Here is a 23,768-nt window from a genome sequence, read left to right as displayed (position 1 = left end):
AGGGCTAATTAGCCCTACTTTTTATCTTTATCGTAATCGAATAAAGCAGGTTCATTTTTTCTTTCCTGTAAAAATTTCTTAGAATGCTTTCCTGTTGGATTGCCGTTTGCATCAAAGTTTACACCAAGTTCTGGACCTAACTCAATATCTACATTATCAAATCCAGTAAATTTCTTTGTAATTTGTATTTTAGAAGGCTTTTTATCTTTTCCCATAGCATATCTCTCCTTATTTATTGTTTAGTCGTATTTGAGTCACCATGTTGTTTCTTATGAGAAAGCTTAGAACGTTTAGTAAGCTTAGCTTCTGTATTTCCTATTTTATCAGTATCAATTATTCCCATCTCTGCTCCATGTTGAAAAACCATCTTTCTTAATTCAGCATGTGATTTTGGTCTATCCTTCATACGATTTTTATTGTTATCCATGACAAAATCCTCCTAATGATCTTGATGATTTTTATGTTTAGATATAGGCCTTGCAGTATTTTGAGCTACAGATCCTGATTTTTTTGGTCTAAGTCTAGGTGGAAGATTTAGTTCCTCTCCAAGTTCTAAATTAAAATGAGGGTTTTTCTTGTCATTTCTATTAAATCTAGTTTTAGAATCTTCTCTTTTATGTTTATCTAATGCCATTATAAAGTCCTCCTTTAAGAAGTTGTTATAATTAATTTAACCAATAAAGTTCTGTAATAATAGGAAATTTTCAACAAATATAAAAATAAAAGCTATGAATTTAATTCATCGCTTTTATTTTGAATTTTTAATATAAAGTTTTCCATCAACATATTTATCTAAAATGACTTTTATAACAGCTGCTATAGGAACTGCTATAAAAAAACCTAAAAAACCAAATAATGCGCCTCCTATTAATATAGCAGAAATAACCCATAATGGATCAAGTCCTACAATATCTCCCATTATTTTAGGTCCTATTACGTTACCGTCTAATTGCTGTAATATCAATATAAATATTGCAACCCAAAATGCTTTAATAGGATCATATATCAAAGTCATAATAACAGCTGGTACAGCTCCTATAAAAGGTCCAAAATAAGGGATTACATTAGTTACCATTATTATTGTAGATAGTAACAAAGCATATTTTATATGTAGTAAAGATAGGCCTATAAAAGCTAGAATCCCTACTATTAAAGCTTCTATAGATATACCAACTAAATAACTTTGAAATATATCATGAGAGAGCTTAAAAACACCAACTATATTATTTGCTCTATTTCTAGTTGTAGTTGCATATAGTAATCTTTTAAAACCTAGTCCTATTTTTTCCTTATCCTTTAAAGCATATACGGATATAGTTATTCCTATTATTAAATTAAATAGATTTGAAGTTAATCCAACAGCATATAAAAGGATATCAGAAGAAATTCTACTTAAAATTTGACCTGTTTTGCCTAATATTGAATCTATATTACTTTGTATTAAAGGGGCTGTATTATTTAAAAATTTAGATTTTGTTAAAGAGTTGTTTATCCAAACTTGAGCTTCTTTCATATAACTAGGTAATTCTACAATTATATTGTTTATACTGCTTAATATAGAAGGTATTACTATTCTAAATCCTATAAATAATAATATTACTACAAATACATAAACTATAGCTATATTTATCATTCTAGGTGTTTTAAACTTTCTTTCTATACCCATCATTATAGGATTTATTAATAGCGATATAAATATACCTATTAAAAACGGACTTAGGAAATTTAAAAATCCATCAATCCCTGCTATAAAAGTTGTTGGACTGTCTATAAATTTAAAAAATAAAACTGAAACAAATGCAATTAATATAGAATACTTAATATTTTCTCTAGAAAACATACATTCCTCCTACAATTATAATGTATATAATTTAATATTATATTGTAAATATATATTTAATTATGGTCAACTTACGAACTATTTAATAAAATATTAGTTAATTTTACAATATTTTGTTCATTTAATATAATATGTATTATATTATTATATTACTTAAAAAATAAATTATTATAAATTAAAGTGAAAAGGAGTTTAATATGAGACTTAATAAATATATAGCTCTATGTGGAATTACATCACGAAGAAAAGCAGATGAACTTATAGAAAGTGGTAAAGTCGAGGTAAACGGCCAACTAATAAAGGAAATGGGTTTTGATGTAGATGAGTATAAGCATATAATAAAAGTCAATGGCAACATAATAAAACCACAAGAAGAGAAAATATACATAATGTTAAATAAACCAGAAGGTTACGTAACAACAGTTAAGGACCAATTTAATAGGCAAAATGTAATTGATTTGGTAAAGGAAATAAAAGAAAGAATTTACCCTATTGGTAGATTAGACTATGAAACTAGTGGACTTTTAATTTTGACTAATGATGGAGATTTAACTTATAAACTTACTCATCCAAAACACGAAGTAAACAAAACTTACATAGCAAGGGTTAGAGGAATACCAAGCAATTATGAGATAAAGAATTTTGAAAAAGGCTTAAAAATTGAAGACTATATAACAGCTCCAGCTAAATTTAAAGTATTAGAGGTTAATAAAGATAAAAACTATAGTATATGTGAGATTATAATTCATGAAGGAAAAAATAGACAAGTAAGAAAAATGTGCAAAGAAATAGGCTATCCTGTACAACATTTACAAAGGGTAAGTATGGGTAAAATAAATTTATCAAATTTAGAAAAAGGAAAGTGGAGGTATTTAACTAAAGAAGAATTAGCTTACTTAAAATCATTAACATAAATTGTGAGAGGAGAATAAATTTGATAAAAGCTAAATATATAACTAAAGTAACTGATATAAACAAGGTAATATTAGAAAACATTATAAAAGAAGGAGATATAGTAGTAGATGCCACTGTTGGAAATGGATATGACACTAAATATTTAGCAGAAAAAGTTGGAGAAAATGGATTTGTATACGGATTTGATATACAACAAGTAGCTATTGATGCAAGTACAAAGTTACTTGAAAAAAACAACTTATTAAGTAGGGCAAAACTTATACTTGATGGACATGAAAATATAGACAATTATATAGATAAAGAAATATCTTGTATACTGTTTAATTTAGGTTATTTACCTCGTGCAGACCATTCTGTCATAACTAAACCTAATACTACAATAAAAGCTATTGAAAAATCTTTAAAATTATTAAAACCTCATGGAATAGTAAGTTTAGCTTTATATACAGGTCATGAAGGTGGTTTAGAAGAAAAAGATTTAGTATATGACTATATTATGAATTTAGATCAGACTTATTTTAATGTACTAAGATGCGATTTCATGAATCAAAAAAATAATCCACCACAACTTTTACTAATAGAAAAGAAAAAGGAATATTAAAAAGGAGATTGAATATGAATATACTTATAACTAATGACGATGGAATATTCGCAGAAGGTATAATAGAACTTGCAAAGGCAGTATCAAAAATAGCAAATGTATGTGTTGTAGCACCTGATTCTCAAAAAAGCGCTGTAGGTCATGCAATAACAATGCATCATCCATTAAGAGTAGTAAAAACAGATATAGGAGACAATATAGAAGCTTATGCTGTAAGTGGTACTCCTGCAGATTGTATAAAGCTTGGAGTGGAGGTTATAGCAAAAGATAGGAATATAGATCTGGTTTTAAGTGGAATAAACAATGGACCTAACCTTGGAACAGATGTAATATATTCTGGAACTGTATCAGGGGCTATTGAAGGACTTGTACAAGACAAGCCATCAATAGCTATATCATATAATGAATTTAATATACCTAAAGAAGTTTATACAAACTCTTGTGATTATATAATCACTATAATAAAAGATATAGAAGATAAATTAAACTTGTTAGATGATTGTATACTAAATATAAATATACCAAATTCTGATATAAAAGGATATAAAGTAACAAAACTAGGTAATAGAAAATATGAAAACTCGTTTGAAGAACGAGTAGATCCAATGGGCAGAAAGTATTACTGGATGGGTGGAAAATTAAGAGAACTTCCTCAAGATTTAGACAGTGATGTAGTTGCTATAGAAAATGGTTACATATCTATAACTCCTCTTTATTTTGATTTAACAAACTACAATAAAATAAAGATATTAGGCGATATTATTAAATAAAAACAAGTTTTAAAAATGAAATTCCTAATTAAACACTATAGTTCAACTCTAGTTATGATAAATATATCTAGAGTTGATTTTTTGTGCGTATACTAAAACCATATTACTATATACTATGTAAATTTTATTTAACACGAATTTATTAACAATTCTTTTAATATATAATAATGAAGAAAATCTTTCAAATGAAACAATTTAAAATCCATGTGAATTTTAAATTGCATTTGTTAAAATATTTTGATACTATAGAATTAACAATAAATAGAAATTAGCTAGAAATATAGGGGGGTATTGTATTGAATAGCAAACAACTTATAATTGAAAAAAGTTGGTGCAAGGGATGTAGCATATGTATAGAATATTGTCCAAAAAAAGTTTTAGAGTTAAAAGAAAATAACGTAGATATAATCGATATAACCAAGTGTATACAATGTGGTCAATGTGAGCTGAGATGTCCTGATTATGCCATATATCTTAAAGAGTTAAATAAATAGAATAGAGATTCAAGGGGGAAATATCTAAAATGGCTAGGAAAATAAAGTTACTTCAAGGAAATGAAGCTTGTGTACATGGAGCTCTATATGCAGGAATGAAATTTTTTGCTGGTTATCCAATAACTCCTTCCACTGAAATAGCAGAAGTATCAGCTGCAATGCTTCCAAGAATAGGTGGTAAGTTTATACAAATGGAGGATGAGATAGCAGGTATGGCTGCAATAATAGGGTCATCTTTAGCAGGATTAAAATCAATGACTGCTACAAGTGGTCCCGGATTTTCTTTAAAACAAGAAAACTTAGGATACGCTACTTTAACTGAGATACCTTGTGTCGTTGTAAATGTTCAAAGATCAGGTCCAAGTACAGGACTTCCAACTCAGCCTTCACAAGGTGACGTTATGCAAGCTAAATGGGGAACTCATGGGGATCATCCAGTAATAGTTTTATCTCCAACTTCTGTTAGAGAAACATTTGATTTGACTGTAAAAGCATTTAATTTTTCCGAAAAATACAGAACTCCAGTAATATTGCTTTTAGATGAAGTTATAGGGCATATGAGAGAAAAGGTAGAGCTTCCAGAATCAGGAGAATTAGAAGTTATAGACAGAAAAAAACCTAATTGCTCACCAAAGGACTATAAAGCTTATCAATATACAGAAGACTATGTTCCAGCAATGGCTAATTTTGGAGAAGGATATAGATATAATGTTACAGGACTTGTGCATGATGAAACAGGCTTTCCTACTAATAGTACTAAAGAAGCAGGAAAGTTAATTGATAGACTCATGAATAAGGTAAACAAAAATTTAGATGATATATTAATATACGAAGAATATCTAGTGGATGATTGCGAGATATTGTTTGTTACTTTTGGATGTATGGCTAGGTCTTCAAAGGAAGCTGTAAATACTTTAAGAAAAGAAGGCATAAAGGCTGGAATGTTTGTAGCTAAGACTATATGGCCATTTCCAGAAGAGAAAGTGAATGAATTAAGCAAAAAAATTAATTTGATATTTGTTCCTGAAATGAATTTAGGACAAATGAAATTAGAAGTTCAAAGAATTGCAGATAAAGACTGTGCTATTAAAGGAATAAATAAAGCTAATGGGGAAATAATTACGCCAGAAGACATAATAGTAAGTGTTAAGGAGGTATTGCAATGCCAAGTTCAATAATAGAAAATAACTTTAGAACTGATAGATTACCTCACATATGGTGCCCAGGATGCGGTCATGGAATTTTAATGAGATCTATAGGAGTTGCTATACAAGATCTAGGTTTAGATAAAGATAAAGTTTGCATAGTATCTGGAATTGGATGTTCTTCTAGAGCAGCTGGCTATTTAGATTTTAATACTCTTCATACCACACATGGGAGAGCTTTAGCTTTTGCTACTGGACTTAAACTTGCAAATCCTGATTTACATGTAATAGTAATAAGTGGAGATGGAGACTCTACGGCTATAGGCGGTAATCATTTAATACATGCTTGTAGAAGAAATATAGATCTAACTACTATAGTATTTAATAATAATATCTATGGGATGACAGGAGGACAGTTTTCTCCTACTACTCCAACTAATGATTTGGCAACAACTGCTCCATATGGCAATATAGATAAACCATTTGATATATGTAATTTAGCTTGTGGTGCAGGCGCTACTTATGTGGCAAGATCAACTGCATATCATGCTAATCGCATGATAGACTATGTAAAAAAAGGTATATCTCATAAAGGATTTTCATTAATAGAAGGTGTAAGTGTATGTCCAACTTATTATGGGAGAAAAAACAAAAAAGGATCTGCAGTAGCATTAATGAATTCACTTAAAGACAATTTCGTTGATATAAAACTAAAAGATAAGCTTACTCAGGAAAAGTTAGATGGTAAAATCTTTATGGGAGAATTTAAAAATGAAATAGCTCCAGAATATATTGAGGAATATAAAAAAATAATAGATCGTTTTATGCAACTGTAATATAGTTGCGTTATAGGGGGATAAAAATGAAAAAAGAGATAAGATTAAGTGGTTCAGGTGGTCAAGGTCTTATACTTGCTGGTATAATTCTCGCTGAAGGTGCTTTAATATCGAAATTAAATGCAGTACAAAGTCAATCTTATGGGCCTGAAGCTAGAGGTGGAGCAAGTAAGTCAGAAATTATATTATCTGATGAAGAAATAAACTTTCCAAAAGTTAGAATGCCAGATATGTTATTATCATTAACTCAAAAATCTTATGATGAGTACTCAAAAGATTTAAAAAAAGATGGTATACTAATAGTAGATTCTTCGGTAAAATTAAATTCTAACTTAAATATCAAAAATGTCTATAAAATACCAATAATTCAAACTGCAAGAGATTTAATTGGTAGAGAAATGGTTGCAAATATAGTTGCCCTTGGAGTCATCGGAGAAGTTTTAGATATAATAGACACGGAAAATCTTAAAAAAGCTATATTAGGTAGAGTTCCAAAAGGAACAGAAGAATTAAATATTAGAGCATTTGAGGAAGGCGCTTTATTAATAAAAAATATTTTAAAAACGAATGAATAAAGGAGATATGCATATGACATCACAAGATGGTAAACACCTTATATCCAATATACAATCTCAATATCCTAAATTGAGTAAAGGACAAAAACTAATCGCACAATATATTTTATCAAATTATGATAAGGCTGCTTTTATGACAGCGTCTAAACTAGGAGAAACAGTAGGTGTTAGTGAATCTACGGTAGTTAGATTTGCTAATGTTTTAGGATTTAGTGGATATCCTAAGCTTCAAGCATCACTTCAAGAACTTATAAAAAATAAACTAACTACGGTACAAAGAGTTGAAATGGCAAATGAATATTCTAGTGATCATATAATACTTAATAAGGTACTAAAGAGTGACATAGAAAACATAAGAGAAACTTTAGAAGAAATGGATGAACAAGTATTTCAAGAAGCTGTAAATAAAGTACTACATGCTAGAAAAATATATATAATAGGTATGAGAAGTTCATTTGCAATAGCACAATATCTAGGATTTTATCTTAATGTAATATTAGATAATGTTCATGTTGTTAGAGCGGATATAGGAGATGCATATGAACAGATGGTAAGGATAAACGAAGATGATGTAGTTATAGCTATGAGCTTTCCTAGATATTCAAAGAAAACGTATCAAGTTGTAAGCTATGCTAAATCTAAAGGAGCTAAGATAATATCGATGACAGATAGTTTATTTGCCCCTGTATCTTCATTATCTGATCATACATTATTAATGAGAAGTAATATGGCCTCTTTTGTTGACTCTCTAGTTGCACCTTTAAGTGTTATAAATGCTCTTATAATAGCTGTAGGTATGAGGGAAAAAGAAGAAATTAAATCTTATTTTGATGATTTAGAACACATTTGGAAACAATACGATATATACGAATAAAAAAAACCTTTCTAATTAACTTTAGAAAGGTTTTTTCTTGTAATAATGTAACTTGTATTAAATTATTACAAGAAATGGTGTATAATGTTTTTTTAGTTAGTATAAAAATATTATATAGGTTTGTTAAATAAGGAGGACATAATGAATACTTTTTACATAGTAAGACACGGTGAAACTCAATGGAATATACTAGGAAAGACACAAGGACATGGGGATTCTAGTTTAACAGAAAAAGGAATAGATCAGGCACAAAGACTATCTAAACACTTGGTTAAATACCCTATAGATTATATATATAGTAGCGACTTAGGAAGGGCAAAACAAACCGCTAAAATTATAGGTAATGAATTTAATAAAGATGTAGTATATACAGAAGGTTTAAGAGAGATGAGTTTTGGAACTTGGGAAGGTTTAACCATACAAGAAATACAACAAGGATATGGGGATATATATATAACATGGAGAAACGAACCACACAAAGCAGAAATACCAAATGGAGAAAAATTAGAATTATTAAAGGAAAGACTTTTGAATTGTATCCAAGGCATAGATAAAAAACATGAAAATTCTCATATAGTTTTAGTATCTCATTCTATGTCTGTTAGAATAATGATACTTAGTCTTATTGGATCCGATTTAAGTAATGTATATAGAATAAAACAAGACAATACGGCTCTTAATATAGTTGAGATAAGAAATTATGGCCCAGTTGTTGTAAAGGTAAATGATACGAGTCATCTAGATGGAATTAATACAATTACAAATTCAGCATTAGAATAAATTTATGGGAAAGGTGAAAATATGGATAAAATAATAGTTGTAGGTGCAGGTCCATCAGGTATGTTTGCTGCTATTTCTGCTTCTAAAAAACATGAAGTGATTTTAATAGAAAAGAATAATGAATTAGGCAAAAAATTAAAAATAACTGGTGGTGGTAGATGTAATATAACTAATAAAAGAGATATAGATGACTTTTTTGATAAAATTGTTACAAATCCAAAATTTTTATATAGTAGCTTTTACAATTTTACAAATGAGGACCTGCTAAGTTATTTTAAAATAAATAAACTTAAATACAAAATAGAAGAAGATAAAAAAGTTTATCCTGAAGAAGATAAATCAACTCAAATTATAGATATATTAAGAAGTGATCTTATAAAAAACAATGTTAATATATTATATCAAAGAACAGTTAAAGATCTAGTAATAGAAGACAAGAAAATAAAAGGTGTAATGTTAGATAATAGTGATATTTTAAAATGTGACAAAGTAATTATAGCTACAGGAGGAAGAAGTTATCCAAAGACAGGTTCCAATGGTGAAATATTCAATATACTTAAAAAACATGGGCATAATATAAAAGAGTTATATCCATCACTTATACCTTTAACAGTAAAAGAAAATTGGGTAAAGTCTCTACAAGGTATATCTCTGCAAGACATATTGATTTCTTGTAAAATAAAAAATAAAAAAATATCAATGAATGGAGATATATTATTTGCTCATTTTGGGATAACTGGACCTGCTATATTAAATTTATCTTCATATATAACAAAATATCTTAAAAAGCAAAACATAGAACTTATACTGGATTTTATACCTAACATATCTAAGGAAGAACTATCTAATATGTTAAGGTCAAATATAAATAAAAATGTTCAAAATAATTTAAAGGGAATATTAACTCAAAATTTTATAAAACAAATTCTTTGTAATTTAGATATAAAAGATAAAAAGGCTAATGAACTGACTAAGCTTGAAGAAAAATCTATTATAGAAAGTCTAAAAGAAATGAAACTAACTTGTATAGGTACAAGAAGTATAGATGAAGCTATAATTACTTCTGGAGGTGTAGATACAAAAGAAATAAATTCTTCTAATATGGAATCTAAGTTAATTAAAGATCTTTACTTTTGTGGTGAAGTTATAGATATAGATGCCCAAACTGGAGGATACAATTTGCAAATAGCATTTTCAACTGGATATCTTGCTGGTACAAGCGTTTAGTTTCTGATATAATCTAAATATTGTGATGGTGATTATTATATGAGAGTTTTAGCTATAAGAGGTGCAACTACTGTTGAAAACAACTTAAAAGAAGAAATTTTAAAAGAAACTGCAAAACTTATTAATTCTATATTGAATAATAACAATATAAATAAAGAAGATATTATAAGTATTATATTTACGATGACTAAAGACTTAGATGCTGCGTATCCTTCTATTGCAGTAAGGGAAATATTAAATATAACTGATGTTCCTCTTTTAAACTTTGAAGAAAAGTATATAGTGGGAAGTTTACAAAAATGCATAAGAGTCCTTATAAATATAAATACAACTAAAGAAAAAAAGGATATACAACATATATATATAAACGAAGCTATTAACTTAAGAAAAGATCTTATTTATAACAAGGAGGGCTAATATGGAAAATATAATCATAGCAGTAGACGGACCAGCAGGCGCAGGAAAAAGCACAGTAGCGAAGATAATAGGAGAAAGATTAAATATAGACTATATAGATACAGGCGCTATGTATAGAGCTCTTACTTATAAAGCTTTAGTTAGTAATATAGACATTGATAATGAAGAAGCTATTATAGATGTGGCAAGAGATACTGAAATTGATTTTAGAGATAATAATATATATTTAGATGGAAAAATAGTAAATACAGAAATAAGAACTCCAGAAGTTAGCAATAACGTATCAAAAGTTGCTCAAATAAAAGAAGTAAGAGAACTTATGGTAGATATTCAAAGGAAAATAGGCGAAAAACATTCAGTTATACTAGATGGCAGAGATATAGGTTCTTATGTATTTCCTAATGCAAACTGTAAATTTTTCTTAACTGCAAGCCCAGAAGAAAGAGGAAAAAGAAGATATAAAGAGCTAAAAGATAAAGGATATAATATAAACCTTGAAGAAATAATACAAGACATAAAAAACAGAGATAAAATGGATTCAACTAGAGAATTTGCTCCACTAATAAAAGCATACGATGCTGCAGAAATAGATACAAGTTCTAAAAATATTAGAGATGTAGTAGATGAAATAATAAATAAGATATGTGAAAATAACAAATAGTTATTAATTTGAGCAACAGACCTGCTTTCCAAGGTCGTTGGCGACATGAGCATAGCGAATTTTTTAGATAGGGTGGGATTATTGTGACTTTTTACAATGGTGTAAGAAATTTTGTTGCGTTTTTTGTTAGAATATTATTTATTATAGAAGTTAAGGGTCTTGAAAATATACCTAAAGAAGGACCAATTATTTTAGCTGCAAATCACAAATCAAATTTAGATCCAGTGATTATAGCTGTTGCTGTTAAAACAAGAGATATATCTGCTATAGCAAAAAAAGAGTTATTTAGCTTTAAGCCTTTTGGATATTTCCTTAAGAAAATAAATGTTATACCAATAAATAGAGACAATCCAGATATAAGTACTTTAAAGACGGTTATAAAACAATTAAAAGAAGGTAGAGCAATAGGTATATTTCCTGAAGGAAGACGATATACAGGACCAGATGGGTGTGGGAAAGCTAAATCAGGCCTTGCCATGTTTGCTATTAAAGGAAAAGCACCTGTTGTTCCTATATCAATAATAAGTAACTATAAGCTATTTAATAAGATAATTGTTTATATCGATAAACCAGTATCATTTGAAGAATACTATAAAGAAAAGCTAGTTAATGAAGACTACGATAGACTATCAAATGAAATAATGTCAATTATAAAGAAAAATATTTTTAAGAACAGATTTTAAGGGAGATGGGTGTTTTGAAAATAAAGATAGCTTCTAATGCAGGGTTTTGTTTTGGAGTTAAAAGAGCTATGACAATGGCCTGGCATGAACTTGAAAATAATGAAGATACAATATACTCACTAGGTCCTCTTATACATAATAATCAAGCAGTACAAAAATATGAAGAAAAAGGACTTAAAACAATAAAGTCCATAAATGAGGTGCAACATAATTCTAATATGATAATACGTTCTCATGGTGTAGGTGAAGAAATATATAATAAGGCTAAAGAAAATGATATAAATATATTGGATGCTACATGTCCTTTTGTAAAAAAAATACACGACATAGGTAATAGATATTATAAAGATGGTTATAAGATAATAATAATAGGAGATGCTACTCATCCAGAAGTTATAGGTATAAATGGATGGTGTAATAATGACGCTATAATAATAAAAACATTAGAAGACATAGAAAAGGCTAATTTAGATAAAAATAAAAAATATTGTGTAGTTGCTCAAACTACCATAAACGTAGACTTGTATAATAAAATAGTTGATGAAATATCTAAACAACTAAAAGATGTAGTTCTTCACAATACTATATGTTCAGCGACTAAAGTAAGACAAGAATCTGCTAAAGAACTATCAAAAGAAGTTGAAGCTATGGTAGTTATAGGTGGAAAACATAGCTCTAATACTCAAAAATTAGTTCAAATTTGTGAGGAAAATGTTCCAACATTTGCAATAGAGACAAAAGATGATCTTAGTACTGAGAATTTTAAAAAATATGATTATATAGGTATAACAGCAGGTGCTTCTACTCCTAATTGGATTATAGAAGATGTTGTTAACTACCTACAAAATATATAGTTAAAAGGGGTTGTAATTAATATGGATATGATGGATATGAATGAGCTACTAAAAATGGAGGAGTACTCTTTTCGAAACAACATTGGCAAAGGTGATATAGTAAGAGGAACTATAATAGGAAAGAAAAATGACGAATATTATGTAAGTTTCGGATACAAAATTGATGGAATACTTCCTGCAAATGAAGTAGATGAAGATTTACAACTTAATATTGATGACAAAATAGACTTAATAGTTGTAAAAAAATCATCTGACGAAGTTATATTGTCTCAAATTAAGGCTGAAGAAATTAATACATGGAAAAACCTAAAAATTGGGAATGTAATAGATGTAACTATAGTAGATAAAAATAATAGTGGACTTATATGCAAGTATAAAAGTATAAGAGCATTTATACCACTTAGTCATGTAAATACAAGATTTACTAGAGATATAAACTTTGATGATTATAAAAACAAAAAAATTAAAGCTGAAGTATTAGATGTTGACAATAGAAAAAATAAACTTGTAGTTTCTTTAAAAAATATACTAATGAAAGAAGAAACACAAAGGAAGAATACAGCTTTAGAAAGTTTAAACGAAAATGAAATTTACGACGGAATAATAAAAGACGTTAAAGAATATGGACTATTTGTAGATATAAATGGAATAGTTGGCCTTGTTCATAAAACTGAAACAACATGGAATAGAAATGAAGATATTACCAAGGTGTTTAATAAAGGAGATAAAGTAAAAGTTAAAATTTTATCTTTTGATAAAGAAAAAGAAAGATTATCATTGAGTATCAAAGCTCTACAAAAAAGTCCATGGGAAACTTTCGTAGAAACTTATGAAGTGGGAGATATTGTAGAAGGGACAATTAGAAGTATAAAAGATTATGGTGTCTTTGTAACTATAGATAATTTAATGGATGGATTTGTTCATATATCTAATTTATCACACGAATTTGTAAAAAGCGCAAAAGATATTGTTAAAGTGGGAGAAGAAGTTAAAGCTAAAATACTTAGTATAGATATCTCCAATCATAGAATTGAATTATCTATGCTTGGAGTAAATGGAGAACAATAAATTAAGAAAATAAGTCTAGTTTGTTGTACTAACTAGGCTTATTTTAGTTTAGGATATTTTTGACATTGGATTTTTTAGGTAAAATATTTTTTTGACATATTCAATTATTTTTGATAATATGATATACTATTAGCACCAGGTAATAATACGAGGAGGTAATAATAAGTATGAATATAAAAGATCTTAGAGATTTGATACTTACCATAGATAAAACAAGTATAACTAAATTAGATTTGGAATTAGATAATCTTAAATTAAGTGTAAGTAAAGAACAAAATTTTGTTGAGATAAAAGAAAATAGAGTTAGTAAAAATCTTGTTTTAGACAATGAAGTTATACAATTAGAAAATCAATCTATACAAGGGGAAATATCTATAGAAAATTACGATTCTAGTGAAGATTTATATATAGTTAGAGCTCCTATTATGGGTACCTTTTATTCATCTTCCGGCCCAAATGAACCTTTATTTGTTAAGATAGGAGATACAATAAACGAAGGATCTACTTTATGTATACTAGAAGCTATGAAACTTATGAACGAGGTACAAAGTGATGTAAATGGCGAAATAGTAGAAATATTAGTTAAGAATGAAGACTTGGTTGAATACGATCAACCACTTTTTAAAATAAGATTATCGTAAATTATTTATAGGAGGCGACTATATGATAAAAAAATTACTTGTCGCTAATAGGGGCGAGATAGCAATTAGAATAATAAGATCTTGTAAGGAAATGGGAATAAAAACTGTTGCTATATACTCTGTAGCTGATAAAGATTCATTACATAGATACCTGGCTGATGAGTCTATATGTATAGGTCCTAATAATATAAGCAAAAGTTATAATAATATAGATAACATAGTATATCTAGCTTTAAAAATGAAATGCGATGCTATACATCCAGGATTCGGTTTTTTATCAGAGAACTATGATTTTGCTAAAAAATGCTATGAAAATGGAATAATATTTGTAGGCCCTCACTATGATCAAATAACTTTAATGGGAGATAAGGCCAAAGCTAGGGAGACAATGATAAAAGCTAATGTTCCTGTAGTTCCTGGTTCTCCAGGTATTATAAATGCTCTAGAAGATGCAGTTAATATAGCGAAAGAAATAGGATACCCTGTACTTGTTAAAGCATCTAGCGGTGGCGGTGGAAAAGGCATGAGAATAGCTTATAATGAAGAAGAACTTATGTCTAATTTTAATATAGCTAAGTCAGAAGCTTTATCTTCTTTTGGAAATGATGAAATGTATATGGAAAAATATATAGAAAATCCTCGTCATATAGAAGTACAAGTATTTGGAGATCATTTTGGCAATGTTGTGCATTTTGGAGATAGAGATTGTTCTATGCAACGAAGAAATCAAAAAGTTATTGAGGAATGTTTAACACCTTATTTAAATAAAGAAGAACAATCTAAATTATATGAAGCTGCAGTAAAAGCTGCTAAAGATATAAACTACATAGGAGCAGGCACAGTAGAGTTTATAGTTGATCAAGATAGAAATTTTTATTTTATAGAAATGAATACTAGAATACAAGTTGAACATCCTATAACTGAAATGATAACAAGTGTAGATTTAATAAAATTACAACTTGAAATAGCTAATAAAAAAGCTATACCTTTTAAACAAGAAGATATAATATTTAATGGTCATGCTATTGAGTGTAGGATAAACGCTGAAGATCCATCTCAAAATTTTAGACCTTGTCCAGGTAAAATAGAGTCTATTTATACACCAGGTGGATTTGGAGTAAGGTTTGATACATTTGTATATCCTGGATATACTATTCCACCTTTATATGATTCTATGATAGGCAAATTAATATGCTGGGGTAAAGATAGAAATGAATGTATATCTAGGATGAATAGAGCTCTAGATGAACTTATAATAGAAGGAGTAGTTACTAATATAGAGTTTCAAAAAGAACTTATAAACTCTGAAGAATTTAATAACAATACCCATCATACTAAATTCATAGAAACTATATTCTTAGATAGAGTCAACAAATTTAGAGGTGAATAATTATGATAAAAAAATTATTATCTAATAAAGAGAAGAATTATGCTACAGTCTCTATAGAAAAAAGATTTAAAGATAACAGTGTTGATGAAAGATTTTGGATTCATTGTAGTGGATGTAATGCTTATACATTTAAAAAAGATATAGAAGAAAATTTTGATGTTTGCCCTAAATGTGGCCATCACTATAAATTTGCAGCAAGAAAAAGAGTTGATTTAATTATAGACGAAGGTACATTTGTTGAAATTAACAAAGAACTTGAATCAAGTAATATATTAGATTTCCCTGAATACAGCGAAAAGCTAGAATTAGCTAAAGTTAAGAGCAAAGAAAATGACGCTGTTATAACAGGCTATGGAAAAATAAATGGAATAAGTGCAGCACTTTGTGTTATGAATCCTGATTTTATGATGGGAAGTATGGGTTTTATAGTCGGAGAAAAGATAACTAGCTGCGTAGAGTATGCTATACAAAATAAATTGCCTGTTATAATATGTTGTGCTTCAGGTGGAGCCAGAATGCAAGAAGGTATAGTTTCTTTGATGCAAATGGCTAAAACTTCTCAGGTTTTAAGCAAACTTTCTGATAATGATTTACCATATATATCAATTCTTACAGATCCTACTACGGGGGGAGTTACAGCTAGTTTTGCGATGCTTGGAGATATAATAATCGGTGAGCCTAATGCTTTAATAGGGTTTGCAGGTCCTAGGGTTATAGAACAAACAATAAAGCAAAAACTGCCTGAAGGATTTCAAAGTTCTGAGTTTTTATTAGAACATGGTTTTGTAGATATAGTAGTTAGTAGACTACAAATGAAAAAAATCTTATATGATGTATTAAAAATGCATAATTTTTAATTTAAGGAGGGCTCAAGGTGAATAATATAGGATTAGATAAGCCCATTTTAGAACTTCAAACTAAGATAAAAGAATTTCAAAAGCTATCTCAAGAAACAGGTTTAGATTTATCCAATGAAATAGATTCTTTAAACAAAAAATTAGATGAACTAAAAGATAAAGCATATGTAAACTTAGATCCATGGCAAAAGGTAACTTTAAGTAGAGCTATGGATAGACCTACTACAAAAGATTATGTAGAAAATATATGTTCTGAATTTATTGAACTACATGGGGATAGACTATATAAAGATGATAAAGCTATCATTGGTGGAATAGGTATTATAGATAACATAAATGTAACTATTATAGGCCATCAAAAGGGAAAAGATATTAAAGATAATATAGAGAGAAATTTTGGCATGCCACATCCAGAAGGATATAGAAAAGCTTTGAGACTTATGAAACAAGCTGAAAAATTTAATAGACCTATAATAACATTTATAGATACTCCTGGTGCATTTTGCGGACTTGAGGCAGAAGAAAGAGGTCAAGGTGAAGCTATAGCTAGAAATTTATTAGAAATGAGCAATATTTCTGTACCTATAATATCGGTAGTTATAGGAGAAGGCGGAAGTGGTGGAGCTCTAGGGCTTGGTGTTTCTAATAAAATAGCAATGCTTGAACACTCAGTATACTCTGTTATATCTCCAGAAGGTTTATCTAGTATATTGTTTAAAGATTCTAGTAAATCTTCACAAGCTGCTAAAGCCATGAAAATGACTAGTCAAGATTTAATGGAACTTGAAGTAATAGATACTATAATAAAAGAACCTCTTTGTGGTGCTCAAACTGATGTGGAATCTACATCAGTAAACATAAAAAAATATTTAGTAGATGAATTAAATAGATTAATGAAATTTGATAAAGATGAAATAATAAATCAAAGGTATGAAAAGTTTAGAAACATCGGAAAGTCTGTATATAATATATAAATGCATATTAAAATAAAAGGAATTAATAATTTACTGTAGAATTATATAGTTAAAGAATAAACATTTTAATTAATTGCTATGCTAAATGTAGAAAAGTATATTATAACTAACAAAGAGGGGGATAAACAAATGGAAGTATTAAAAGTTTCATCAAAATCTAATCCAAATTCTGTAGCAGGTGCTTTAGCAGGGGTTTTAAGGGAAAAGGGATCAGCTGAAATTCAAGCAATAGGCGCTGGAGCTTTAAATCAAGCAGTTAAGGCAGTGGCAATAGCAAGAGGCTTTGTAGCTCCAAGTGGAATGAATTTAATATGTATACCGGCGTTTACTGATGTTGAAATAGATGGTGAAGAAAGAACTGCTATAAAACTTATAGTAGAACCTAGATAGTATAATAAAGAAGAATCTCTTTACGAGGTTCTTTTTTATTTCCATTTTATAATAGTATAATTACATTTATATTTATTCATAATACTTATAAGGACACTTACAATATATGGAGATATGGAGGAATTTAAATGTTAAATTTTATAAAAAAACATATAATATTGATTTCTATAGTGACATTAACTTCAGCTTTGTTTATTGTAGGAAAAACTGAAGAACTAGAATTTAATTCTGAATTTCAAAAACTTGTAGATCGATGTGGTGGATATATCGAATTTAGTGATAAGATCAAGGAATCTGGGAGTTTTGAAATCTTAATAAATCAATATGGTTTTAACTATAAACCATTATCCATATTTACAGGAGGTCTTTTATTAATTACATTGATGTGTGTGTTTATTTTTACTTTATATTTTATCAACAAAATTAATAAGAAGATAGATGTTTATAATGATAAAAAAAATTAATCAAAGTTTTTTATTTAAAACGAGAACAAATGTTCTTGTAAGCAAAAAAGAGCACTTATCTTATTATTTTTAACTAAAATGTAACTAGTCTTTAAATGTATATTTAGGGAATAGTTGTATTTATTCAAATTAGTACTCATCTTAATTAGTCTTTTTGAATGCTAAATATGTTGCTTAATGATTAAACTTTTTTATTATATTTTCATATAATACTTTTGTTGAATTAATTTTATAATTGTATCTCTAATTATTGAATTTTCTTTAATTTATTATGGTAATTCATCTAAATCAATTTAATTGTTATATCTATATTATTGACATTATATTTAATTTTAAACTATAAATAATAATACTAATTATAGTTTATTCTATTTTTTTTACAATCCATTGTATCTTTTCTATATATCTATATGTATTTATATCTATTAACTCATTGAGCTTTTATTAAGTTTTTTACTGATATTTTTCTTATCTTTATACGTTTAAATTCTATTTGGTCTTTATTCATGTTCAATATGCTGTTTTTTCACTTCCAAAACATACGTTCGATAAAATTTAAGGTATAGTTGAATATAACTAAGTTTTATGATATATTTAATTTAAATAAAATATGTTAAATTTTGGGGTGTTTTAATGAAGGATAAAAAAATAATAAAAATTCACAATAAATCAGATAAACCAGATAATATAGTCTTAAAAGAACACCAAATCATAGAAAAGTGTATAAATATAGAGCATCAATTACCTAATTTTATGAAAGATTATTCTATATATCTTAAAGGCGCTGTAGCTTCGTCTACCCGACTTGCATACTTAGAAGACATATTATTTTTCTGTAAATATTTAGTTGAAAATACAAGTCTAACATCAGCTAATGAATCTATAGATATAAAACAAAATGAGTTTAATACTATAAAGGCAAGAGATATTAATATATTTTTAGGGGACTATTGTTCTAGATATTATAAAAACACAGAAAAAAATACCTTAATATTCGAAAATAATAATAGAGCTTTAGCTAGAAAAAAATCATCTTTATCTACTCTATTTAAATTTCTATATAGGAATGAACAATTAGAAAACAATATAACAGATGGGCTTAATCCTATAAAGCTTCCTAAGCCTCAACCAGACTCTATAAAACGTTTAGAAATAGATGAAGTTGCAAAGATGCTTGATATAGTTGAGTCTGGCGAAAATCTAACAGATAAAGAAAAGGTTTATTGGAGAAAAACAAAATTAAGAGATAAGGCTATACTTGCCTTATTTGTTACATATGGGCTAAGACTTAGTGAATTAAGAGAACTTAATATCTCTTCTTTTAACTTTTCTAGAGGAGAGTTTAAAATATATAGAAAACGAGGAAAAGAAGTTTTAATGCCTATTAATAATACATGTGAACTTTTAGTAAAAAATTATATCAATAACGAAAGGCCTTTAAGTGAAATTTTAACAGAAGATATAAAAGATGCTTTATTTTTATCTTTACAAAATAAAAGAATGACTCCAAAAGCTATAAGAGAATTGGTAAAAAAATATACTTCCATAGCTATGCAAACTTCTAGAGAAAATGGATATAGTCCTCATAAATTAAGAGCTACTGCAGCTACTTCTCTTATACAGTATGGTTTCTCTATATATGATGTTCAAAATTTATTAGATCACGATAATGTAACAACTACACAGCTTTATGCTGCTCACAAAAAAAATGTTAAAAGAGATATCGTTAAAAACTTCGAATGGATAGACGAAAATGATAATAAAAGTAAAGATGATTTATTTAAAATATAAATATGCCTAACAGAACAAACGTTTGTATTTAAATATATACTGTGGTAAAATATAACCATAATATTATACTAAGTAGAAATGAGGTGATATACAATGTATCTAGATTTAAATGATAAACAAGTTCAGATATTAAATTATATTAAAGGTCAACTCAGTGAAAAAGGATATCCTCCATCAGTTAGAGAAATATGCGTAGCTGTTAACTTAAAATCTACGTCAACAGTTCATTCACATTTAAGTAAACTAGAAAAAAAAGGATATATAAGAAGAGATCCTACTAAACCTAGAGCTATAGAAATATTAGATGCTGCTAACTTAAATGATACTACAGGTACTAAACAAGAAATACTACAAATTCCGCTGGTAGGTCAAATAACAGCAGGTCAACCTATATTAGCAGTTGAGAATATAGATGAATACATACCACTTCCAGCAAACTTAGTATCTGGTAAGGAGAACTTTTTATTAAAAGTAAAAGGCGAAAGTATGATAAATGCTGGTATATTAGATGGAGACTATATCGTAGTAGATAAAACTCCAATTGCCCACAATGGAGATATAGTTGTCGTCTTAATAGAAAATGAATCTTCTACTGTCAAGAGATTTTTTAAGGAGAAAAACCTTATAAGACTACAACCTGAAAATGATTTTATGGAACCTATACTAATTGATGCAAATAAAGTTGGTATTATAGGAAAAGTAACAGGAGTGTTTAGGGTTATAAAATAGGACTTCTATATAATAGAAGTCCTATTTTATTTCTTTGATTTTATGTTTTGTAATGCTTTTAAAGCTCCTAATTTTGAATGATCAAAGGTAAGCCCTCCTTGAAAGTATACATTATAAGGAGGTTTAACAGGAGCGTCTGCACTAAGTTCTATTGAAGAACCTTGTATAAAGGCTCCAGCTGCCATTATAACGTCACAGTCATAGCCAGGCATTGCCCAAGGCTCTGGTTTAACAAATGAGTCTACTGGGGCTGCAGATTGAATCCCTTTACAAAAATCTATAACTTCCTTGTCACTATTAAGCCTTATACATTGAATAATATCACTTCTTAAGTCATCGTATTTAGGTAAAACACTATATCCAACTTTCTCAAATAATCTTGCACAGAATATAGCGCCCATCAAAGCTTGTGATACTATATACGGAGCTAAGAAAAATCCTTGAAGTACAGTTCTTGATGTACCAAATGTAAGGCCGCATTCTTTACCTATACCCGGAGATGTAAGTCTATATGATATAAGTTCTACTAACTCTCTTTTTCCTACAATATAACCTCCAGTTAGAGCAATGCCCCCACCAGGGTTTTTTATAAGGGATCCAGCCATAATATCAGCACCTACATCTGTTGGCTCTTTAGTTTCTATAAACTCTCCATAACAGTTATCAACCATAACAATAGCTTCAGGTTTTACTGACTTTATAGTACCTATTATTTTTTCTATATCATCTATAGTCAATGATTTTCTCCAACTATATCCTTTAGATCTTTGTATTAAAACTAACTTAGTTTTATTATTTATTGAATTCTTTATACCTTGATAATCAATATTTCCATTATCTAAAAAGTCTACTTGATTGTATGTAACTCCAAATTCATTTAATGAACCTTTAGATTCTCTTATTCCTATAACTTCCTCTAAAGTATCATAGGGTTTGCCTGTAACAGATAAAATCTCATCTCCAGGCCTTACTAATCCTGTTATACATAATGTTAATGCATGAGTACCATTTACTATTATAGGTCTTACAATAGCATCTTCTGTATTAAATACTTTTGAATAGATTTCTTCTATTTTATCCCTACCTATATCATTATACCCGTATCCAGTTGTCCAATTAAAGTGAATATCACTCAAATTAGATTCTTGCATAGCTTTTAATACTTTATATTGATTGTATTCTCTTACTTGCTTTATTTCTTCAAACATAATACTTACATCTTTCATTACTTCTTCAGACAAAGAAAATAGTTCTTCATCTATTTTGTAAAAATCAATTAATAAATCTTTTGTTTCTTTAAGCATATAAACCACCTGTCTTTATGTAAATATTTCAAAAGCACCATTAGAATTTTAACATAATATGCTACTATATTGCAATGTTTGTAAAATCATATTTATTATATTTTAAAAAGAACATTTGTTCTTATGTTGAAAATATAGCATTTGTATAAATAAAAAACAGGGTAAATAGAATCATGCGACTATTTACCCTGCTAAATAATATTTGTTATCTACTTTGAGTTTGGTTTTGGTTGTTGTTAGTAAATGCTACATGCTTATCAGGTATTATTGTAGATACAGCATGTTTATATATCATATTTTGCTTTCTGTTCTCGCCTTCAACTAATATTATATAGCTATCGAATCCTTTTACAAATCCTTTTACTTGAACCCCATTCATTAAAAAGATAGTTACAGCTACCTTTTCTTTTCTAGCATGATTTAAGAATAAATCTTGTAAATTTAAAACAGTATTTCTCATACGTTAAGCCCTCCCGAGAATTTTTTATATATGTTTATTTAAATAATAAAAAGCATACTATATTATATTCTACATAATTTCTTTTGCATTTTCAATATATGACAATATATCATTTTCTAATTTTTGTAAATCTAGATATTCATTTAAATCAAACCACTTAGCTTCTTCATATCTCTTAAACCAAGTTATTTGTCTTTTAGCATATCTTCTTGAGTCTCTTTTTACAATTTCTACAGCTTCATCTAAAGAATATTCACCATCTAAATACCTTATTATTTCCTTATAACCTATTCCTTGCATAGACACCATATCTTTAGTATATCCCATAGATAATAATTTTTTAACTTCATCAACTAAGCCATTTTCTATCATTATATCTACACGTCTATTTATTCTATCATATAAATGTCGTCTATCTCTATTTAAAACTATAATTATTGGTTTATACTCTGGGTTATATTTTAAATCTGAACTAAAGTCATCCATTTGCTTACCTTGATAACATACTTCAAGAGCTCTAATGACTCTTTTTACATTATTAGGGTGTATTCTACTTGCAGCTTCTAGATCTATTTCTTTTAGTTTATTATGTAAATAACCTGGGCCAAATTCGTTAGCTTCATTAGCAAGTTTCTCTCTTATTTCACTATCTGCATTTGATTTTGCAAAATCCATATTATATATTAGTGAATTTAAATAAAGTCCAGTTCCACCAGTAACTAAAGGTAATTTGTTTTTCTGATATATTTCTTTTATATATTTCTTAGATCTTAGTTGAAATTCTGCAACAGAGAATTCAAAATCTGGTTCTACTTCATCTATTAAATAATGCTTAATCCCTTGCGTTTCATCGTATGTTATCTTAGCTGTACCAACATCCATATACTTATAAACTTGCATAGAGTCAACTGATATAATCTCACAATTTAAGTTTTTAGCAATGTTTATAGATAAATCAGTTTTTCCTACAGCAGTTGGACCAGTTAATATTATTAAAGGAATTTTACTCAATTTCATAGCCCCTTCCA

30 protein-coding genes are annotated in these 23,768 nt (G+C 28.3%); 23 read left to right on the top strand and 7 right to left on the bottom strand.

Annotated features, from left to right (window positions below; translation table 11 throughout):
- Window positions 1–14: 14 nt before the first annotated feature.
- The 4 genes from ACUSRV_RS05260 to ACUSRV_RS05245 form a co-directional block, all read right to left on the bottom strand.
- Window positions 15–215: a hypothetical protein gene (locus tag ACUSRV_RS05260; protein WP_490140877.1), complete on the bottom strand. Its 201-nt coding sequence runs from the start codon at window positions 213–215 to the stop codon at window positions 15–17.
- Between the two features lie 17 nt (window positions 216–232).
- Entirely contained in the window at window positions 233–427 is a 195-nt protein-coding gene (locus ACUSRV_RS05255; RefSeq protein ID WP_490140876.1) for a hypothetical protein, read from the bottom strand.
- 12 nt (window positions 428–439) lie between these two features.
- Window positions 440–634, bottom strand: coding sequence for a hypothetical protein (locus tag ACUSRV_RS05250; protein ID WP_490140875.1), 195 nt, complete (start codon window positions 632–634; stop codon window positions 440–442).
- Window positions 635–748: 114 nt separating this feature from the next.
- On the bottom strand, window positions 749–1,840 hold the full coding sequence (locus ACUSRV_RS05245; protein ID WP_490140874.1) for an AI-2E family transporter: 1,092 nt from the start codon (window positions 1,838–1,840) through the stop codon (window positions 749–751).
- Window positions 1,841–2,037: 197 nt separating this feature from the next.
- On the opposite strand from ACUSRV_RS05245, the gene ACUSRV_RS05240 reads away from it, so the two are divergent.
- The 23 genes from ACUSRV_RS05240 (at window position 2,038) to lexA (ending at window position 20,976) form a co-directional block, all read left to right on the top strand.
- Window positions 2,038–2,754 (top strand): pseudouridine synthase, encoded by a 717-nt coding sequence (locus tag ACUSRV_RS05240; RefSeq protein ID WP_490140873.1) that lies wholly within the window; start codon window positions 2,038–2,040, stop codon window positions 2,752–2,754.
- A 20-nt stretch (window positions 2,755–2,774) separates the two neighbouring features.
- A complete protein-coding gene (mnmM, locus tag ACUSRV_RS05235; RefSeq protein ID WP_490140872.1) occupies window positions 2,775–3,356 on the top strand; it encodes a tRNA 5-(aminomethyl)-2-thiouridylate-methyltransferase MnmM in 582 nt (193 codons plus the stop codon).
- Between the two features lie 14 nt (window positions 3,357–3,370).
- The gene (surE, locus tag ACUSRV_RS05230; RefSeq protein WP_490140871.1) at window positions 3,371–4,126 is read left to right on the top strand and encodes a 5'/3'-nucleotidase SurE; all 756 of its coding nucleotides are present in this window, start codon (window positions 3,371–3,373) and stop codon (window positions 4,124–4,126) included.
- Between the two features lie 296 nt (window positions 4,127–4,422).
- Window positions 4,423–4,620: a 4Fe-4S binding protein gene (locus ACUSRV_RS05225; protein WP_490140870.1), complete on the top strand. Its 198-nt coding sequence runs from the start codon at window positions 4,423–4,425 to the stop codon at window positions 4,618–4,620.
- 29 nt (window positions 4,621–4,649) lie between these two features.
- On the top strand, window positions 4,650–5,798 hold the full coding sequence (locus ACUSRV_RS05220) for a 2-oxoacid:acceptor oxidoreductase subunit alpha (protein WP_490140869.1): 1,149 nt from the start codon (window positions 4,650–4,652) through the stop codon (window positions 5,796–5,798).
- The gene (locus tag ACUSRV_RS05215) at window positions 5,783–6,601 is read left to right on the top strand and encodes a 2-oxoacid:ferredoxin oxidoreductase subunit beta (protein WP_490140868.1); all 819 of its coding nucleotides are present in this window, start codon (window positions 5,783–5,785) and stop codon (window positions 6,599–6,601) included. Before ACUSRV_RS05220 ends, ACUSRV_RS05215 begins: the two co-directional genes overlap by 16 nt.
- A 26-nt stretch (window positions 6,602–6,627) precedes the next feature.
- The gene (locus ACUSRV_RS05210; RefSeq protein ID WP_490140867.1) at window positions 6,628–7,176 is read left to right on the top strand and encodes a 2-oxoacid:acceptor oxidoreductase family protein; all 549 of its coding nucleotides are present in this window, start codon (window positions 6,628–6,630) and stop codon (window positions 7,174–7,176) included.
- A 13-nt stretch (window positions 7,177–7,189) separates the two neighbouring features.
- The gene (locus ACUSRV_RS05205) at window positions 7,190–8,050 is read left to right on the top strand and encodes a MurR/RpiR family transcriptional regulator (protein WP_490140866.1); all 861 of its coding nucleotides are present in this window, start codon (window positions 7,190–7,192) and stop codon (window positions 8,048–8,050) included.
- Window positions 8,051–8,191: 141 nt separating this feature from the next.
- On the top strand, window positions 8,192–8,830 hold the full coding sequence (locus ACUSRV_RS05200) for a histidine phosphatase family protein (RefSeq protein WP_490140865.1): 639 nt from the start codon (window positions 8,192–8,194) through the stop codon (window positions 8,828–8,830).
- Window positions 8,831–8,851: 21 nt separating this feature from the next.
- Entirely contained in the window at window positions 8,852–10,057 is a 1,206-nt protein-coding gene (locus ACUSRV_RS05195) for a BaiN/RdsA family NAD(P)/FAD-dependent oxidoreductase (RefSeq protein WP_490140864.1), read from the top strand.
- Between the two features lie 39 nt (window positions 10,058–10,096).
- A complete protein-coding gene (aroH, locus tag ACUSRV_RS05190; protein WP_490140863.1) occupies window positions 10,097–10,474 on the top strand; it encodes a chorismate mutase in 378 nt (125 codons plus the stop codon).
- A 1-nt stretch (window position 10,475) separates the two neighbouring features.
- On the top strand, window positions 10,476–11,135 hold the full coding sequence (gene cmk / locus ACUSRV_RS05185) for a (d)CMP kinase (RefSeq protein ID WP_490140862.1): 660 nt from the start codon (window positions 10,476–10,478) through the stop codon (window positions 11,133–11,135).
- 83 nt (window positions 11,136–11,218) lie between these two features.
- On the top strand, window positions 11,219–11,818 hold the full coding sequence (locus ACUSRV_RS05180) for a lysophospholipid acyltransferase family protein (protein WP_490140861.1): 600 nt from the start codon (window positions 11,219–11,221) through the stop codon (window positions 11,816–11,818).
- 14 nt (window positions 11,819–11,832) lie between these two features.
- Entirely contained in the window at window positions 11,833–12,672 is an 840-nt protein-coding gene (locus ACUSRV_RS05175; RefSeq protein WP_490140860.1) for a 4-hydroxy-3-methylbut-2-enyl diphosphate reductase, read from the top strand.
- A 21-nt stretch (window positions 12,673–12,693) separates the two neighbouring features.
- On the top strand, window positions 12,694–13,740 hold the full coding sequence (locus ACUSRV_RS05170) for a 30S ribosomal protein S1 (RefSeq protein WP_490140859.1): 1,047 nt from the start codon (window positions 12,694–12,696) through the stop codon (window positions 13,738–13,740).
- A 167-nt stretch (window positions 13,741–13,907) separates the two neighbouring features.
- The gene (accB, locus tag ACUSRV_RS05165; RefSeq protein WP_490140858.1) at window positions 13,908–14,381 is read left to right on the top strand and encodes an acetyl-CoA carboxylase biotin carboxyl carrier protein; all 474 of its coding nucleotides are present in this window, start codon (window positions 13,908–13,910) and stop codon (window positions 14,379–14,381) included.
- Window positions 14,382–14,403: 22 nt separating this feature from the next.
- Window positions 14,404–15,771: an acetyl-CoA carboxylase biotin carboxylase subunit gene (gene accC, locus ACUSRV_RS05160; RefSeq protein ID WP_490140857.1), complete on the top strand. Its 1,368-nt coding sequence runs from the start codon at window positions 14,404–14,406 to the stop codon at window positions 15,769–15,771.
- A gap of 2 nt (window positions 15,772–15,773) precedes the next feature.
- Complete coding sequence (gene accD, locus ACUSRV_RS05155; protein ID WP_490140856.1) at window positions 15,774–16,628, top strand: acetyl-CoA carboxylase, carboxyltransferase subunit beta; 855 nt, start codon at window positions 15,774–15,776, stop codon at window positions 16,626–16,628.
- A gap of 17 nt (window positions 16,629–16,645) precedes the next feature.
- Window positions 16,646–17,602 (top strand): acetyl-CoA carboxylase carboxyltransferase subunit alpha, encoded by a 957-nt coding sequence (locus ACUSRV_RS05150; RefSeq protein WP_490140855.1) that lies wholly within the window; start codon window positions 16,646–16,648, stop codon window positions 17,600–17,602.
- Window positions 17,603–17,731: 129 nt separating this feature from the next.
- On the top strand, window positions 17,732–17,992 hold the full coding sequence (locus tag ACUSRV_RS05145) for a stage V sporulation protein S (protein ID WP_490140854.1): 261 nt from the start codon (window positions 17,732–17,734) through the stop codon (window positions 17,990–17,992).
- A 128-nt stretch (window positions 17,993–18,120) separates the two neighbouring features.
- Window positions 18,121–18,456 carry a hypothetical protein gene (locus ACUSRV_RS05140; protein ID WP_490140853.1) on the top strand — a complete coding sequence of 112 codons (336 nt, stop codon included), beginning with the start codon at window positions 18,121–18,123 and terminating at the stop codon, window positions 18,454–18,456.
- 633 nt (window positions 18,457–19,089) lie between these two features.
- Window positions 19,090–20,247 carry a tyrosine-type recombinase/integrase gene (locus tag ACUSRV_RS05135; RefSeq protein WP_490140852.1) on the top strand — a complete coding sequence of 386 codons (1,158 nt, stop codon included), beginning with the start codon at window positions 19,090–19,092 and terminating at the stop codon, window positions 20,245–20,247.
- A gap of 93 nt (window positions 20,248–20,340) precedes the next feature.
- On the top strand, window positions 20,341–20,976 hold the full coding sequence (lexA, locus tag ACUSRV_RS05130; protein ID WP_490140851.1) for a transcriptional repressor LexA: 636 nt from the start codon (window positions 20,341–20,343) through the stop codon (window positions 20,974–20,976).
- A 26-nt stretch (window positions 20,977–21,002) separates the two neighbouring features.
- Here the strand turns inward: lexA and ACUSRV_RS05125 are convergent, their stop codons facing one another.
- From ACUSRV_RS05125 to miaA, 3 genes are all read right to left on the bottom strand, one after another.
- On the bottom strand, window positions 21,003–22,280 hold the full coding sequence (locus tag ACUSRV_RS05125) for a methionine gamma-lyase family protein (protein ID WP_490140850.1): 1,278 nt from the start codon (window positions 22,278–22,280) through the stop codon (window positions 21,003–21,005).
- A 205-nt stretch (window positions 22,281–22,485) separates the two neighbouring features.
- The gene (hfq, locus tag ACUSRV_RS05120; RefSeq protein WP_490140849.1) at window positions 22,486–22,740 is read right to left on the bottom strand and encodes an RNA chaperone Hfq; all 255 of its coding nucleotides are present in this window, start codon (window positions 22,738–22,740) and stop codon (window positions 22,486–22,488) included.
- Window positions 22,741–22,809: 69 nt separating this feature from the next.
- A complete protein-coding gene (miaA, locus tag ACUSRV_RS05115; RefSeq protein WP_490140848.1) occupies window positions 22,810–23,751 on the bottom strand; it encodes a tRNA (adenosine(37)-N6)-dimethylallyltransferase MiaA in 942 nt (313 codons plus the stop codon).
- Between the last annotated feature and the right edge of the window lie 17 nt (window positions 23,752–23,768).

The organism is Sporacetigenium sp. TC11 (assembly GCF_058146105.1).
Note: the sequence above shows the minus strand (reverse complement) of the source record. Positions and strands in the feature narration are given on the sequence as shown.

Excerpts from the sequence above, each read along its gene's own strand:
- surE (WP_490140871.1), top strand. The coding sequence starts at position 3,371 with ATGAATATACTTATAACTAATGACGATGGAATATTCGCAGAAGGTATA.
- aroH (WP_490140863.1), top strand. The coding sequence starts at position 10,097 with ATGAGAGTTTTAGCTATAAGAGGTGCAACTACTGTTGAAAACAACTTA.
- ACUSRV_RS05210 (WP_490140867.1), top strand. The coding sequence starts at position 6,628 with ATGAAAAAAGAGATAAGATTAAGTGGTTCAGGTGGTCAAGGTCTTATA.
- accB (WP_490140858.1), top strand. The coding sequence starts at position 13,908 with ATGAATATAAAAGATCTTAGAGATTTGATACTTACCATAGATAAAACA.
- ACUSRV_RS05240 (WP_490140873.1), top strand. The coding sequence starts at position 2,038 with ATGAGACTTAATAAATATATAGCTCTATGTGGAATTACATCACGAAGA.
- ACUSRV_RS05200 (WP_490140865.1), top strand. The coding sequence starts at position 8,192 with ATGAATACTTTTTACATAGTAAGACACGGTGAAACTCAATGGAATATA.
- ACUSRV_RS05220 (WP_490140869.1), top strand. The coding sequence starts at position 4,650 with ATGGCTAGGAAAATAAAGTTACTTCAAGGAAATGAAGCTTGTGTACAT.
- cmk (WP_490140862.1), top strand. The coding sequence starts at position 10,476 with ATGGAAAATATAATCATAGCAGTAGACGGACCAGCAGGCGCAGGAAAA.
- ACUSRV_RS05125 (WP_490140850.1), bottom strand. The coding sequence starts at position 22,280 with ATGCTTAAAGAAACAAAAGATTTATTAATTGATTTTTACAAAATAGAT.
- ACUSRV_RS05140 (WP_490140853.1), top strand. The coding sequence starts at position 18,121 with ATGTTAAATTTTATAAAAAAACATATAATATTGATTTCTATAGTGACA.
- ACUSRV_RS05250 (WP_490140875.1), bottom strand. The coding sequence starts at position 634 with ATGGCATTAGATAAACATAAAAGAGAAGATTCTAAAACTAGATTTAAT.
- ACUSRV_RS05245 (WP_490140874.1), bottom strand. The coding sequence starts at position 1,840 with ATGTTTTCTAGAGAAAATATTAAGTATTCTATATTAATTGCATTTGTT.
- ACUSRV_RS05195 (WP_490140864.1), top strand. The coding sequence starts at position 8,852 with ATGGATAAAATAATAGTTGTAGGTGCAGGTCCATCAGGTATGTTTGCT.
- accD (WP_490140856.1), top strand. The coding sequence starts at position 15,774 with ATGATAAAAAAATTATTATCTAATAAAGAGAAGAATTATGCTACAGTC.
- ACUSRV_RS05215 (WP_490140868.1), top strand. The coding sequence starts at position 5,783 with ATGCCAAGTTCAATAATAGAAAATAACTTTAGAACTGATAGATTACCT.
- ACUSRV_RS05205 (WP_490140866.1), top strand. The coding sequence starts at position 7,190 with ATGACATCACAAGATGGTAAACACCTTATATCCAATATACAATCTCAA.
- lexA (WP_490140851.1), top strand. The coding sequence starts at position 20,341 with ATGTATCTAGATTTAAATGATAAACAAGTTCAGATATTAAATTATATT.
- accC (WP_490140857.1), top strand. The coding sequence starts at position 14,404 with ATGATAAAAAAATTACTTGTCGCTAATAGGGGCGAGATAGCAATTAGA.
- ACUSRV_RS05260 (WP_490140877.1), bottom strand. The coding sequence starts at position 215 with ATGGGAAAAGATAAAAAGCCTTCTAAAATACAAATTACAAAGAAATTT.
- ACUSRV_RS05255 (WP_490140876.1), bottom strand. The coding sequence starts at position 427 with ATGGATAACAATAAAAATCGTATGAAGGATAGACCAAAATCACATGCT.
- ACUSRV_RS05135 (WP_490140852.1), top strand. The coding sequence starts at position 19,090 with ATGAAGGATAAAAAAATAATAAAAATTCACAATAAATCAGATAAACCA.
- ACUSRV_RS05170 (WP_490140859.1), top strand. The coding sequence starts at position 12,694 with ATGGATATGATGGATATGAATGAGCTACTAAAAATGGAGGAGTACTCT.
- hfq (WP_490140849.1), bottom strand. The coding sequence starts at position 22,740 with ATGAGAAATACTGTTTTAAATTTACAAGATTTATTCTTAAATCATGCT.
- ACUSRV_RS05145 (WP_490140854.1), top strand. The coding sequence starts at position 17,732 with ATGGAAGTATTAAAAGTTTCATCAAAATCTAATCCAAATTCTGTAGCA.